The sequence below is a fragment of the Desulfosarcina cetonica JCM 12296 genome, assembly GCF_001311845.1.
GTDB classification, from domain to species: domain Bacteria; phylum Desulfobacterota; class Desulfobacteria; order Desulfobacterales; family Desulfosarcinaceae; genus Desulfosarcina; species Desulfosarcina cetonica.
In genome coordinates, this window is sequence record NZ_BBCC01000015.1 from 26,843 (window position 1) to 40,514 (window position 13,672).

Below are 13,672 nucleotides of genomic sequence, written 5' to 3' on the forward strand. Positions count from 1 at the left end.
GGCAAAAACACACACCAGCGAAAAACTCACAAAAGGCATATATGCCTTTTGGCTGAGTCCCCATACTGTTTTGATTGGAGACGCGGTGTGGTTCTGGCGATCCTATCTCTTCATCCCGATAGCTCCTTTGCATTTTATCGATGGTCACATCAGCGTACTTAATTGAGAGTATCTGAATAGATATCAACTACAGAAAGCTCTGTCAAATTCAATGACAGGAAATTTGCGTAAGCTTTGGGTAGAATACGCAATTCAGCCTGCAGACCATTGCCAAATACAAAACGGGTTCGCTATTCCCCGTTGAGTGAGAAAAATACACTTAAGGCTGGCGGAAAGAAATAATTCCACCATCCTGCTTGTCTTTGTGCCCGTCTACCGCGTTGCCGCCACCGGCACATATTCCCGATATGCACCGGTGGCGGCGCCTTGTAGACGAACCCAAATCCGGCGCGATCTGGGGCAATTATTTATTTCCGCCAGCCTAAAATCAGACTATGGATTCCTGAAATTTTGTTACGGAATGCTTTATCGCATAGACATTTTCCACAGGTGCAAACACCGGGAGGTCGCATCCCAGCGCCAGAATAAAACCCGCGTCAACATTTTTGCCTTGCTCAAGGGTTTTCCGGCAAACTTCATCTACTTTCTGGGGAGAAGCGGATTGGATGATCTGGGGATCGACGTTGCCGTAAATAATATCCTCTGGAAAAAAACGGGCTGCCTCACTGATCTCCACCTCATGGCCGATGCTGATGATGGCCGGATGGTGCCAGTCGGCTATGCTTGAAAGATAGGGCAGGTTTCGCTTTTGCTCCCCGCAGATATGGAAGAAATACCGCGTGATTCCTGACCGGTTTAAGCGGTTGATATATTTTTGATGACTCGGCAGGGCAAAGCGTTCAAAATGTTTGGGGGAGATCAGCTGGTTGCTTTCCATGGGGCTGCTGTTATACACGGCGATGTTTTCACTGCCAAAGGTCTCGATCCAGTAATCCAGCACGTTGAAGATATGGTCAAACGCCATGTCAATCAAATGGTCACACAGATCGGGCTTTCTGATCATCCATCGGCCAAACCATTCCATACCGCAGATATTGGCCGCCATGGTAAAGGGTGAACGGTGGTGAAACCAGACAATGCCGCCGGTTCGATGTTGAAGCCTTGAGAACTGCATGGCGGTTTCAATTCCCCCGGCGGTTTTCGGGTCCGGTGCCTCGAGTGCCAGAACGCCTGATTCGTCACTGACCGGGTGGGCAACTACTTTCATGGCCTGGTCAAGTGGACTTGATGGCAGCCGGACATCCCCTTCGAAGTCATGGGCGCCTAAAATGGTATGGCGGAGGATCCGGGGCAGGGGAGCAAAACCGAAACGCTTTTCTCCCTCAAGCCTGGCGTTAAAGCTTTTTTCCGGATCTTTAAACGCATCGGCGACGGACAACCCTGCCGCAACACTGGTAAAGCCGGTATCGATGCTGCCCAGGGCCATCGTCGTCATCGGGTCAAAGCGATACGTGGCTGCGAGTTTTTCCCACCAGTCGTCCACTGTCTTACTCCTGTGTTGTAGAGGACATTAAGCGCTCGGCTTCATTGACGCCGGCGACAATATCCGGTGCATACCCGTCCGCACCGAATTTTCTGGCCACGTCCTGTGACATGGGGGCACCGCCAACCATGACTTTGATATCAGGGTTCAGGTCTCGGATGCTCTCAATAACCATGGGCATGACCATCATACTGGTTGTCATCAGTGCCGACAGGGCCACGATATCCGGCTGAACCGCTTTCGTCTGCTCAACAAATGTCTGGCAGGAGACATCCTTGCCCAGATCATAGACGTCCCAGCCCGAAGCGATAAACATGGCCTTGAGCAGATTCTTGCCGATGTCATGGATATCGCCTTCAACGACGCCGATGATGATTTTCCCCGCTTGTTGCGATTGGTTTTGCGCGTTAAGATGGGGTTTCAGAATATCCAGACCCGCATACAGGGCATCCGAGCAAAGCAGCAGTTCCGGGATGAAATATCTGCCGGCCTTGTAGTATTCTCCGACCTTAGCCATGCCGGCCGTCAGCCCCTGTTTGATCGCGGAAACAGGGTCCAACCCCGCATCAATCACCTTTTTGCAAAGCTGCTTGCTAAGGACATCATCATAGTCGAGCACGGCCTGGCTCAACTGCTGATACAGCTTTTGGTTTTCTTTTAGGTCCACCATTCGGGCACCGCCTTAACATTTAATATCAGTGTTTAAGATCATCTAAAGTTTCCCCGTTTTGAAATCGGGCTGGCAATGTGAGTACTGCCGGATTTAGTTAATATCTGTAGTAGTAACAGATAGTTGGCGAAATGGCGGTCGTTCATAACAAATTGAAATCATTGCGAATATCGAGACCGGCTTTTGTATGAACGCGTGGTAATGCTCAAGACCATCCAATGTGCGGTCAAGGTGGTCTGGATTTATCGAAAGACGCAATGGGTAGCGCTTTATTCCACTGACCTGTGCCTTTATAGGAATCCAAGGTATCTTTGCTTCAAGGCATTAATTAGCAATAAAGTTCTTTCCATTTAATGTGGTGTTGTAGAAATTAAAGACACTGGGTGAATTGGTTTGGTTTATATAGTATCTGTGTTTTTTGCCCAATTTGTCTGTGAAATTCACATAATGTGCATTGGCGGCAGTGTCATCAATATTACTACTATCGATTCTCCCTAACCTTGGAGACATGTCGAAATGCCATAGAAACTTACATACAATCTTGGGTTTGCCTTCTAAACATAAAAGCGCCTTATCATTAGTGTTGGAGACGATATATATGTTTTCTGCAAAATCAATATTACTGATCCATTCTCCATGGTTTTTCTGGCTGGATGCAGAAGCATTAATTACGATGTTTTTGAATATGTTTTTTGTTAAAGTATTATCTAATTCTTTTTCAACTATACCTTGAAGAACGATTGATCCCATGCTGTGAGTTAACATTGAAAGAGGGTTCTTGTAAGCTCCATTTGTTTTAACCCTGTATAAAGTTTTGATTATTTCTGTTAGCTCATCGCTGGAATCCATGGCGCTAGTATCTGGAAATCCTGAGGGCCCCTCCCAAGAAGGCCAGGTGAATGATAGAACAGAAACATTGTATTGGTCCCGTATATTTTTAATTAAATTCTCTTTTATTGTTTTGCTTGGATGTTTTCCTCTGCCATGTACAAATAGAACAATTGGTTTAGTCGATGTTTCGAAAATATTGCTTATGACCTCCGCATAGCAACTTTTACCGTAGAAATGATTGTTTTCAGTAATCAATCCAGGCTTTGTTGTATTTTTACTGTTTTTACTTATTTTTTTCCCAAACAATTGATCGGTGTAGCTATATCCACTTGATCTTTTTGTTGAACAGAAGCTTCCGTTCCACAAGAGCTGATAAAGATTGGGGTAATAACAAGAGACGTTAATATAATAATATTTATAAACATAATGGATACCTTTCTCTGATAGAGGTTGCTATTTTTTAAAGAATCCCTGAGATTCATCTATGGTGTTTCGCTCAACTCACATTTGCCAAAATCCACATACCCCTTACAAATGCCATCCTCATCCATCAATTCACTTCGTACGTAATTAGGCGTGAATTTATGCTTGGCAACTTTATCCCTATCTTCAATTAAACATGCAAAATGGCAACTGAGCAGCGTCATAGAATGGCCAGCAATCATCTTTTTCGGCTTCACTTGGATGCCAATATCATGTCTTCCGTAACGTGCTTTGGTAAAAAGCGTCGCAATACTTCGAACACCACCAAGTGCTTCTCCACCGTTATAAATCCGATGAAATACTGGGAAGGCTTTCTGGACTTTCCCCTCTAATGCAAGGCTGGTCCAGTTGGTGACTGGACTTGTGTTAAAGGTGAAAACTTCTTTGATATCTTTTGATAGATAACCCGCTTGTTGGCTAAACCGCCTCCCAATGAATGCCCTGTTGCGTATATTTCAACCTTTGGATTCTCCGATTTTAGCGCTTCAATCACTTTGGGGATTTTTTCTGCTGCTATTTTATATTGTTTGGGCTCGAAGCCAAAAAAGTTGGCAAGGTTTGTTGTCCAATCATGCCAAAATTGGGAGCCGGTGTTCTCAGTCCCTCTGAAAGCAATAACCGCTTCCTGTATTGTGCTGCCACTAATATAAATATAGGTTTCATAAAACAAACCGTTATGATCGTAGCATGGTTCAGACGCTATATGGCTGCTACCCCGCCATCGCGACCACCTGCCGATCTGTTCGGCTTCATCCGGAAGCGATAGATCAGAAGGTAACAGGTAAGGCATTCCAAAGGTCGGAATCGGCACTTCTGGTGAGAGATAGTCACAAGCGGAATCCAGATTGTCTTCCGATATCTTGACGGATTTCAATTCTCCACTTTGAGAGTACTCTTTTGATTTGACTACCAAGTCATCTCTGTATGCAACCTGAGCAAAGTGAGCCATCAGTCCAAATCTGTCGGCTATATCATAGAGATATTTGTCATCTCAAAAATCGGGATTTTTTGTATCATTGCCAAAGCTTTTGTACCTCCAGGAAGCATATCGTGTTCGAATAATCCCACAGGAGGCGGTAAGTAACAAAACAATAGTTAAAATTGCCGCCTTGGATTTATTGCTCATTTTATGTTCCCTCAATAGATTGGATTAGATTTGAGATGATCATGCTTGACGGATATTTAACCTTCTTGAGAGGTAACAACATGGTATCGTTTGCAACGGTTCGGATCATTCGGCATCCCCAAACGTCTGTTCACAGCCGACACAAAATATATACACATAACAATACACCACAAGATACCCGATTACAGGCTCACCTGTACTGTATTACCGCCATTATCCGGTGAATGGTCTAAAGGTTGACTTCCCTTTTGGCATGCCTATTTTTTATTTCAACCGTAAACCAATGTCAATTATGGGATGAAGTTCATCGTTTGAGACTGAAACAGGCAGAACGGTAACACACGTCGTACAATTTCAGATAATATTCCGGACGGCAAGCTCGACACCAAGCTTATAGTTTGTTCAATTCGTTTACTCACCATTCAGAATCCTGAGCGCTTGGTTTGAGCCTCGCTTCGATAGCTTCCATAATCCGGATTTGCTCTGAACTGGTCGATTCGATTCAACATACAGAAATGCAAATATCGACAATGTGGCGGATTCGAACGCATAGAAGACAATGCTTCGTCACCATTGATCGTCAAGCCTGAAAGATAACCGGCCTTTGTCTCTGCCCTGAATTGCGTATCTTCATTTGTGGGGCAATGGCCAGGCAATTCAACTCCCCATTCTTCCCAGCCTGGCGCCGTTTCAGACACCATCAGCGATTTTACCCAGTGATAGCGTGGTCACTGATCAGGTGGAGGTATCATGTATAAAAACGTGTTTTATCCATTGCGTGCATGTGTTGGTGAAGCCCTTGAGATAAAAGCGGTAAAAATCGTGGACGAGTCTTCTGGGTCGCGCCGGCAAGGTATGACATACGAGTCGATCCTGCATCCCAATGCCAACGCCATCGTCAGCCAGGCCCAATACGCCTCTTACCTGCCATCCATGCGCGTGGGCAATATCGATATCCGTCCTGGAGAGGGCATGGACACACTGCCCATAAGCGGCGAGCGCCCCTTTCCGATCCTGTCGCCGGTGGTATCGCTGTTTGCACTTGCCGGCAGCATCAAGACAACCGATCTGGGACGCTCCCTCTCGGTGACCATGCGACTGAGGCTCGGCCAAAAAGCGCTGATTGGCGGACTGTGCCTTGCCGGGTTTCCCTATTTGCCATTTAATGTCAACGAGCATGGGGAAAACAGCGCCAATTTCGGATTGCCGCGCGAGATCCGAATCACGGCCATCTCCGACACTGCTGACAGCCTTGAAATGTTTCGGCGGCACGATTTCATCGATGCCGAAGTCTCAACCACACGCCAGCAAATCGTTTCCCACTCCAAATTCCACTACATCAAGATCGATCCCACATATACCGACACCATTATCCTCTACTTTTCCGATTTTCCCGAATTTCTTACAGGGGTAAAGATCGGCGCGGCGGATTCGGCCATCACTGCCGGGTTGAGCATCCGCTATGGATTCATCATCCCCCAACTCTACGTCTATGCGTATCGGGAGCAGACACGCTATCGACCTCCCGTACCGTTCGGCCTGCTGGGTCTGGGACCGGACCGACCCAAACGGCCGGACGATTCGGCCGCGACATTGGATACTGTACTGCATCGGTATGCGTCCAACTTTTTACAGCACAGTCAGCAGAGCGACAATACCTATATCGATTTCACAGCGGCCAGCCTGTTCGGAGCGTCCCGGCAATACGTGAACGGACGTCGTGGACGGACCGAGGAGTGTTTTATCAGCAAACCCATTAAACCGGGCGAAAGCATCGTGATGTATGTCGAACAAGCCGAAGATCATCTGCGCTGTATCGCCGGCCTCAAAGCCCTGATTCCCTTTGTGCCAGGAAAGAACCTGAACGAGGATATCGGCCGAATTGCCGATCAATGGGCCCTACTTTTTCCCAACAGTACGTTTGATCCCAATGCCATTTCCAATATTCCCCGTGATATCCTGGAGGATATGCTGCGCCAATACGTCCTGCGGATACCCGAAAACATCGATTTTTGCGAAAAGCTGCGCATCCGCGTTTTCGAACTCGATCCCCTGGACGGCGTTTCTCCCCTAAAGGTGCCCTTGGGAGGAAAACATGCGCGTTTACTGGCCGATGTCGAAATCGACGAGCTTTCCGAAATTTTATTGACCTACTACCTCAAGGGGATCCGGTTTCGTCGAGCCTCGACGGCCGCCTATTTTGCTATCGAATGGACCAATGCAGATACCAAGCCGGGCCAGTTGGTGGTCAAGCAGCTTGAGTTCATCCAGTCGGCCCATGTCTCCCTGCATCCCCGGGTTTCGCGCAAGCGGATAGTAAAGCGGCTGCGTTACCGCCTCATCGGCAAAAACCTTGCGGAGGACTATGCGGCCCTTGGCCAACACGGATTCAACTTCAGTATCGAACGCCAGATCGCCGGCGGACGCAAGTTCGAAATATTCCGCGCCAACAGTCTGTTGGACTTGATCCAGGACGGGGCAGCCAAGCTTATGAGCAATACCCGGACCCGGGCGGTCGAGGAGCAGCTCACCCAGACCGTGGGCGGTGCCAAAGACAATCATACCACCACCCACGGTAATAATAGGAGCTCCGGATGGCGTAAAAGCGAAACCGGCAGTGGGATCACCGGTTCCGCTGATTGGCAGGGAGACAACCAACCTGGCGAATTCGACAGTTTCAGTAACCAGGAAACCCGCCAGCACACGGAGGTCCTGTCGCCCATCGAAGAGAACAACCATTGGCGCAGCAATGCTATGATCGGAAATGTACTCTACACGGCCTATGAACTGGGCACCACAGCCGGTGTCTTTCTCAATGCGTTCTCGAGCAGCGGAAACCTGCTGTCCTCGGCAGAGCAGACCTTCTTGGGCCCCAACTCGGCCCTGATCCCCACTTATGAAAACAACCGCCTGTACAGCGGTTTCGTGCGGGCTTGGCGTGGGCTGAGCGACCCGGAGGTATTGAAGGTGCACGGCATGACCACGGTCAACTCCAGCCCGTTCGGATACAACAATGTGACCAAAGACCTTCTGGACCTGCTCGACGCCCTATCCGCCAATGATTTAGGCGCCGTGGGTACCAACCTCATCGACCTTTTTTTCCCCTTTTGTTAGCCACGGGCAGCGGGTTTACCGGTACCGGAAGCATTAACATCTATTCCCTCGCGGCAGCCAACTCCCTGGGTGTGTCGCTGAGCCTTCAGCCGGTGGGCCTGGGACTGACCCTCTCCACCTCCACCGGCGGCGGGTTGATTATCCCCTCCTATTCCCACATCAACTCCTTCGGCACCCAGGGTATCATCACCCACCAGGCGTCGGATGTGGGCTATGCCTACGACAACCGGCTGGTCAATAGTTACGACGACCAAAGGGCCACAAGCTTCACCGACGAGGCGGCTTCGCATCTGACAAGCGAACGCAGGGCGGTGGAGGGGACTGATACTCAACGGATCAGGGGGGCGGAAATACTCTGGCAAAACGAACTGGTGGATATCATCACCGGCAGCGTGGGGCTGGATATCCAGTTTCCGGCCATCGCAGAGGAGATACATTACCGCACCGCAGACGATTGCATCCGGGTGCGTATCGGCAGCGGTGTAAGCAGTGATATCACAGTGGATTTCTGGTTTGATATCTTGGAAGAGGTGGTGCACGATGATTATTGATGTCAATCAAATCGCAGATCTACCGGCTTATCTGAAAGGTGCCAATGATGCCGTCAACCTGGCATCCCTGGCGCCGGTTATCGCAAGAACACCCGAATTGAAGGAAAAGCAGCAGATTGAAATCGCGGACCTGGATCTGCTGATCGAGGCCGACAACCTGCTCGACCTGCTGCCCCGTCAGAACGACCCCCTCTTCAGCATCGGAGTCCAGAAAGAGATGCTGCCGGGGATCTTTGCCGATCCCTACCGACACCGGGTTTTCACGCTGGCCGGGTTCGAGGACTTCAACCGGGGCACATTCGAAAACTGTCAGGCGTTCGAAATCGACGGTATCCCCACGCTGGTCTCTCTGGGCACGGGTACCTGCAAGTGGCACTCGCGTTGGTATGAACTGCCCCGGTCCGTCAAGGTGGGGCACCTGAACTGGGAGATAGCTAGTGCTCGCACTGCGGCGGCTCAGAGCTTCAGTTACAGCCTCAAGATGGACTACCGTAGCGACTCTGATGCGGCCAATGCCACACCACACGATACATTGTTGGCCAACAATGCGGGACCGGACGCGGAGCGTACGGCGACGCCGGCTGGCCTCACGGATGTAATCGCCTTTCGGTTCCACTTTACCGCAGATGTCTGGCATGACAGCTATCTCAACGAGCAGCACCTGGAGGTGCTGGGAGAGTCCCTGGGAAGTCCATTACTGCGGGCGATCAATGTCTTGGAGCGGGTACCGTCGCCGCTGAGTTTCTTTTCGCTGAACGAGCTGATGGCAGCGGCCGACAATTATCGGCTCATCGAGCATTCCGGCCAACCGCCTCGGATCTTGCTGGCCACGCTTGGCCTTAACGCGACGCTGATTGGAAAAAAAGACCAGGACGTCAGTCAGGCACGCTATGAATTTTTGCAGTTGGATTTAAAAAGTTCTGCGTTCAGCCGCTTTGAGGCTAAGCTGAACGCAGAAGAATACATGCGGACTACCAATGAGTAAACCAGGCGCCATTCGGACTTTCGAGTTCACCTTCGATTCGGGTAGCAGTATCAGGGTCTCAATTATTAAGGACAATGAGAATGCGTACCATATTATCAACGAAGGTTATAATCCCAAGGGAGAGATGACCTCGGATATTACGAGGACATATGGTTCGCTGGAAGCGGCCGAATGGAAGTTTAACGAAGTGACGGCCCGTTATAGGGATCCAGCCTGCAACATCACCGAAACCGAGATGCCCGTTGATGAGTGGTATTTCCCCGAGGATGTCGTGGAGGCCCTGCACAGGGATGAGGCCAAAACCCCTGGCCAGCGCATTGACAAGAAAAAGCCCCAGCAGCAGACCCAAGAGAAGCAGACCGCAAAGCTGCCGAAAAATCCAGTGGTGGTCGAAGACCGCACCACGGCGCAATCCCCACAAGTCACTACAGACAAATCGTCGGGAACCAAAACCGAGACCGTCAAACCGGAAACTGGGCAGCTAACCCCGCCGGATCGGACCCGGATGACTGGTGCTCAGAACCAAATTCAGGGCTCCGGTGGCATTGAAGGCGTGCTACAGAGCGCCGAAAGAGGCATCGGCGAGTTCTTCGGCCAGGGCAGGGCGGCCAATATAAAGCTCAAAGGCCGGCTGGAAGATTATGTGCTGGGTGGGGGCAGCCCCATCCTGGGCGCATTGGGCGCCTCGGCCCTGGATGTGCTTGATCTGGCCATGGGTGTAGCGGAGGGAATCCCTATGGGCGTTCTCGATACGCGCCGGATCGGCGAAGGGCTGGCCAAGGGCACCTGGGCCGGTGCCAAGGAAGATCTACAGCGGGCCTTGAATGTCATTCCCCAAGGCCGGGTTCTGCGCGCGTTGGACACGGCTCTCGGGATCACCGACGTGGGCACCCAGATGGCCGCAGGTAATTACAAGGGGGCGGCTATGGCGGCAGGCATGATGGCCGCCGCCGCACGGAAAAAAGGCGGTTCAGCCAAAACGCCTGAAGATGGATTTGCCCGGGAGTGCGCTGACCAGTTCAAAAGCGATTTTAAAAAGGTGGAAACAAAACACCGTCGCAAAAACGGCAAGTCCAACAAGATGCAGGTGTCGGTTGAGGCTCACAAAAAGACCCAGAGTGAGATCAAGAAAAGGTACGGCGACGATGTGGAGACGGAACTGCCCCTCGGGGTCACGCATTTCGGCCGGCAGCCCGGGAAGGTCCGCTGGAACATGGGCGCACTGGATGACATTACCAACATACCCATGAATATCCGGGTCGAGCTCAAGTCCTATGTCCATTTCAAGGATGGCCACGTCTCGGTGAACAAAAAGATTGGCGGCCAGTGGAAGTCGGCCATGACCGATCAGATTGCCAGCCTGGAAATCTACGCCCGATCAACTGGCGGTAAGGCGTATATCGCGACTGCCAGCGGCAAAGTCTATTCCTACAATCCCGCCACCTACCGCTGGGTAGAGGTTAAACAATAAAGAACGACCACGCTCTCACCCAATCGCGTACGCTCGTTAGCCAGTGGCGATCGGATAAAAAGACCCTGATGGTTTTCTTGCCAACAATCCGATGGGTTGATTTAATTTTGCAAAATGGTTATTATAATCTACATTTCAACACCAGGATAATTGATGACGAATTTATCACGATTTGATTTCTCGGTCGTCCGTACCCTTCGCATGAAATGGGGGCTAACCGCCGACCAACTGGCCAAGAAGGCCGGTTTGACAAGAGCGACGATCATGAAGATCGAAGGCGGTTGCGGCAATCCGACATTGGATACGATCGAATCCCTGAGCCTCGTTTTTAACTTGTCTTCGAGCGAGTTGATACGGCTTGCTGAAGTCGCCCAGTGCGAGCAAGGCACGGTGAAAACATTTAAGGAAAAAGGAAGAAACGTTTCTCATACCTGGTTTCCAGACTTCGAGATCTATCACATCCAGGCAGAAAAAGGTCTTCGCGGGATGTCCGAACCAGAACGGCATGAAAACACCGCTGAAGTGTGCAAGGTGCTATCCGGAAAAATCAAGGTATACTTGGCCGGGCAAGTCCATGAATTGGGACCGGGTATGGCAATACGGTTTAAAGCATTGCAGGAGCACCGCTTCGATATCCTTGAAACGGCTGAATTTCTTTTGATCCATCACAATCACAAATCGTTTTGATAGGGCAGCGTATTTGTAACCATGGACCACGAAGGTCATCGCACAAATGCGAACGCGAATGGTCTATTTTTTGATTAGGAGGTTTTTACATGAAACCGGAATTGAAAGACGCCCTTGCATCCCTTGAAAAAGAGCTCCCGTCTGTAATGGGGGCTTTTCGTGGCCTGCAGGCAGCTGCGACAAGCGATGGTGTTCTGGACGCGAAAACGAAAAAACTGATGATGGTGGCGGTAACGGCGGCATTGCGTTGCGAGCCATGTTTGCGTGAGCAGGTGAAAGGCGCTCTCCAGCTGGGTGCCAGCCGCGAGGAAATTTTGGAAGCCGCGGGTGTGGCAATTCTCATCGGAGGCGGCCCCACAGCTGCCTATTGTGCCTTGTACCTGATGGACGAATTGGAAAAGGCACCAGGAGGTCAACATGAAGTGTGATCGCTGCAACCAGGAGATCAAGCCTGGAGAAGAACGGGAGCACTTGGGGCAGACGCTTTGTGAGGATTGCTGCATTGATGCGCTTTCGCCCATGAAAACGTGCGATCCATGGGCGGTCCACAGTGCCAAGACCTACGAAAAACACGCTGGAAAAAATCGCACGTTGACCCCACTTCAGTCACAGATACTTAAGCTCCTGGAGGAGCGTGGTGCCATGGAGCCGAAACAACTACTGGCGGAAATCGGTCAAAACCTTCAGCTAAAGGATCTGGAACGCGAGTTCGCCACGCTTCGGCATATGGAAAAAGCCAGAGGCGAAAAACAGGGCGATAAAGTTTTTGGCGATTGTGGTAACGGCTTGAATCCTTGGAGAATGCACCGGGTCTCGAGATCGAGATAATGTAGCACGGCTCCATTTTTTCCAAACACACTGAGATGAAAAGGAGAGCACAATGGCAAAAAACAAAGATGAGCGAAGAGAAGAAGTGATCAAGGTGCTGAACCAGGCCAGGGCCATGGAATTGCACGCCATAAGCCAATACATGAACCAACATTATAACCTGGATGACATGGATTACGGTGAACTGGCGGCCAAGATCAAATTGATCGCCATCGACGAAATGAGACACGCGGAAATGTTTGCCGAACGCATCAAGGAACTCGGCGGCGAACCCACCTCGGATTTGGCGGCAAAGGTAACCAAGGGGCAGAAAGTCGAGGGCGTTTTCCCATTCGATTCAAAACTGGAGGATGATACCATCGATGCCTATAACGGTTTTCTCCAGGTCTGCCGAGATAATGGGGACAGCACGACCATGAAGATTTTTGAGACCGTTATCGATGAAGAGCAGATTCACATGAACTATTTCGACAACGTCGGCGACCACATCGAACGGTTGGGCGACTCATATTTGGCCCGGATTGCTGGTACCTCGTCCGCAACCGGTCTTGGAAATAGCGGCTTTGTGGTTGCCTCTGAAGGTGAGTAAACAGAAAGACGATTTTCCTCGCCATCGCCTAAATTGCGTTTCCCATCTATCCTAACGCCCCGTTCCGGCCCACCGATGACTTTGTCATGGCGGGCCGGAACGGGGCCGTCGCCTGAAGCCAAACGTGTTGACGGAATATGCGGAACGATTGATTGGGAAGTCTATTGATCATCTAGGTGATCAGATAGGATTCCGAAAATAAAATTGACAGACTATAAACTATAATATATATGGCCTGGAAACGAACACCCATGATCCATGAAAGAATTTGACTTCTCAATTATCAAGGCACTCCGCATGAAGTGGGGGCTGACGGCCGAGGAACTGGCCGCAAGGGCAAATATTACCCGGGTAACGGTGGCCAAGATCGAATCGGGTAACGGCAATCCCACCATCGAAACGCTCGGGGCGCTGAGCCGTGTCTTTCAACTGCCTGCCAGCGAATTGATCCGCATGGCGGAGGTGGCCCATTGCGAGCGTGGCGAAACCGCACCGTTCGCGGATGACGGCCTTGAAGGCGCGCATATCCGGTTTTCCAATTTCGAGATTTACCGTCTCAAGGCAGGCGCCGGAATTCGTAAAATATCGGAACCCGGCTACCATGAGAATACCGCCGAGGTCTGCCTGGTGAACAGCGGAACGATCCGGATCACCGTGCGGGGAGAATCCCACGACCTGGGGCCCGATATGGCGATCCGCTTCAAGGCGTTGCACGAGCACCGCATCGACATTCTGGAAGATGCCGAGTTTCTGCTGATGCATCATAACCTGCCCTGACCCGTTCATCTGTTTCG

General features: G+C 50.6%; 13 protein-coding genes. 9 read left to right on the forward strand and 4 right to left on the reverse strand.

Features of this window, described 5'->3' with window-relative positions; all coding sequences use genetic code 11:
* Window positions 1-487 precede the first annotated feature (487 nt).
* The 4 genes from JCM12296_RS05390 to JCM12296_RS05405 all read right to left on the reverse strand — a co-directional run bounded on the left by JCM12296_RS05390 (window position 488) and on the right by JCM12296_RS05405 (window position 4,476).
* Window positions 488-1,543, reverse strand: coding sequence for a uroporphyrinogen decarboxylase family protein (locus tag JCM12296_RS05390; protein WP_054690759.1), 1,056 nt, complete (start codon window positions 1,541-1,543; stop codon window positions 488-490).
* Between the two features lie 4 nt (window positions 1,544-1,547).
* The gene (locus JCM12296_RS05395; protein WP_054690761.1) at window positions 1,548-2,213 is read right to left on the reverse strand and encodes a cobalamin B12-binding domain-containing protein; all 666 of its coding nucleotides are present in this window, start codon (window positions 2,211-2,213) and stop codon (window positions 1,548-1,550) included.
* Window positions 2,214-2,537: 324 nt separating this feature from the next.
* Window positions 2,538-3,350, reverse strand: a complete 813-nt coding sequence (locus tag JCM12296_RS35980) for an alpha/beta hydrolase (protein ID WP_172683777.1) — start codon at window positions 3,348-3,350, stop codon at window positions 2,538-2,540.
* Between the two features lie 505 nt (window positions 3,351-3,855).
* Window positions 3,856-4,476 carry a Tle-like phospholipase domain-containing protein gene (locus JCM12296_RS05405; RefSeq protein WP_054690765.1) on the reverse strand — a complete coding sequence of 207 codons (621 nt, stop codon included), beginning with the start codon at window positions 4,474-4,476 and terminating at the stop codon, window positions 3,856-3,858.
* A gap of 927 nt (window positions 4,477-5,403) precedes the next feature.
* Here JCM12296_RS05405 and JCM12296_RS05410 point away from each other — a divergent pair.
* The 9 genes from JCM12296_RS05410 (at window position 5,404) to JCM12296_RS05450 (ending at window position 13,655) form a co-directional block, all read left to right on the forward strand.
* Window positions 5,404-7,767 carry a hypothetical protein gene (locus JCM12296_RS05410; RefSeq protein ID WP_054690767.1) on the forward strand — a complete coding sequence of 788 codons (2,364 nt, stop codon included), beginning with the start codon at window positions 5,404-5,406 and terminating at the stop codon, window positions 7,765-7,767.
* Window positions 7,761-8,318 carry a hypothetical protein gene (locus JCM12296_RS05415; protein ID WP_054690769.1) on the forward strand — a complete coding sequence of 186 codons (558 nt, stop codon included), beginning with the start codon at window positions 7,761-7,763 and terminating at the stop codon, window positions 8,316-8,318. Before JCM12296_RS05410 ends, JCM12296_RS05415 begins: the two co-directional genes overlap by 7 nt.
* Window positions 8,308-9,303, forward strand: coding sequence for a hypothetical protein (locus tag JCM12296_RS05420; RefSeq protein ID WP_054690771.1), 996 nt, complete (start codon window positions 8,308-8,310; stop codon window positions 9,301-9,303). Before JCM12296_RS05415 ends, JCM12296_RS05420 begins: the two co-directional genes overlap by 11 nt.
* Window positions 9,296-10,774: a hypothetical protein gene (locus JCM12296_RS05425; protein ID WP_054690773.1), complete on the forward strand. Its 1,479-nt coding sequence runs from the start codon at window positions 9,296-9,298 to the stop codon at window positions 10,772-10,774. Before JCM12296_RS05420 ends, JCM12296_RS05425 begins: the two co-directional genes overlap by 8 nt.
* A 153-nt stretch (window positions 10,775-10,927) precedes the next feature.
* Window positions 10,928-11,461 (forward strand): XRE family transcriptional regulator, encoded by a 534-nt coding sequence (locus tag JCM12296_RS05430; protein WP_054690775.1) that lies wholly within the window; start codon window positions 10,928-10,930, stop codon window positions 11,459-11,461.
* 89 nt (window positions 11,462-11,550) lie between these two features.
* Window positions 11,551-11,889 carry a carboxymuconolactone decarboxylase family protein gene (locus tag JCM12296_RS05435; protein ID WP_054690777.1) on the forward strand — a complete coding sequence of 113 codons (339 nt, stop codon included), beginning with the start codon at window positions 11,551-11,553 and terminating at the stop codon, window positions 11,887-11,889.
* Window positions 11,879-12,289: a hypothetical protein gene (locus JCM12296_RS05440; RefSeq protein WP_054690779.1), complete on the forward strand. Its 411-nt coding sequence runs from the start codon at window positions 11,879-11,881 to the stop codon at window positions 12,287-12,289. The genes JCM12296_RS05435 and JCM12296_RS05440 overlap by 11 nt, the downstream gene beginning before the upstream one ends.
* Window positions 12,290-12,341: 52 nt before the next feature.
* A complete protein-coding gene (locus tag JCM12296_RS05445; RefSeq protein ID WP_054690781.1) occupies window positions 12,342-12,878 on the forward strand; it encodes a ferritin-like domain-containing protein in 537 nt (178 codons plus the stop codon).
* A gap of 258 nt (window positions 12,879-13,136) precedes the next feature.
* Window positions 13,137-13,655 carry a helix-turn-helix domain-containing protein gene (locus JCM12296_RS05450; protein WP_054690783.1) on the forward strand — a complete coding sequence of 173 codons (519 nt, stop codon included), beginning with the start codon at window positions 13,137-13,139 and terminating at the stop codon, window positions 13,653-13,655.
* Window positions 13,656-13,672: the final 17 nt, after the last annotated feature.

What these genes read in the sequence shown, in the direction of transcription:
- JCM12296_RS05395 (WP_054690761.1), bottom strand. Translation starts at nt 2,213, where the DNA reads ATGGTGGACCTAAAAGAAAACCAAAAGCTGTATCAGCAGTTGAGCCAG.
- JCM12296_RS05405 (WP_054690765.1), bottom strand. Translation starts at nt 4,476, where the DNA reads ATGGCTCACTTTGCTCAGGTTGCATACAGAGATGACTTGGTAGTCAAA.
- JCM12296_RS05410 (WP_054690767.1), top strand. Translation starts at nt 5,404, where the DNA reads ATGTATAAAAACGTGTTTTATCCATTGCGTGCATGTGTTGGTGAAGCC.
- JCM12296_RS05420 (WP_054690771.1), top strand. Translation starts at nt 8,308, where the DNA reads ATGATTATTGATGTCAATCAAATCGCAGATCTACCGGCTTATCTGAAA.
- JCM12296_RS05425 (WP_054690773.1), top strand. Translation starts at nt 9,296, where the DNA reads ATGAGTAAACCAGGCGCCATTCGGACTTTCGAGTTCACCTTCGATTCG.
- JCM12296_RS05430 (WP_054690775.1), top strand. Translation starts at nt 10,928, where the DNA reads ATGACGAATTTATCACGATTTGATTTCTCGGTCGTCCGTACCCTTCGC.
- JCM12296_RS05435 (WP_054690777.1), top strand. Translation starts at nt 11,551, where the DNA reads ATGAAACCGGAATTGAAAGACGCCCTTGCATCCCTTGAAAAAGAGCTC.
- JCM12296_RS05440 (WP_054690779.1), top strand. Translation starts at nt 11,879, where the DNA reads ATGAAGTGTGATCGCTGCAACCAGGAGATCAAGCCTGGAGAAGAACGG.
- JCM12296_RS05445 (WP_054690781.1), top strand. Translation starts at nt 12,342, where the DNA reads ATGGCAAAAAACAAAGATGAGCGAAGAGAAGAAGTGATCAAGGTGCTG.
- JCM12296_RS05450 (WP_054690783.1), top strand. Translation starts at nt 13,137, where the DNA reads ATGAAAGAATTTGACTTCTCAATTATCAAGGCACTCCGCATGAAGTGG.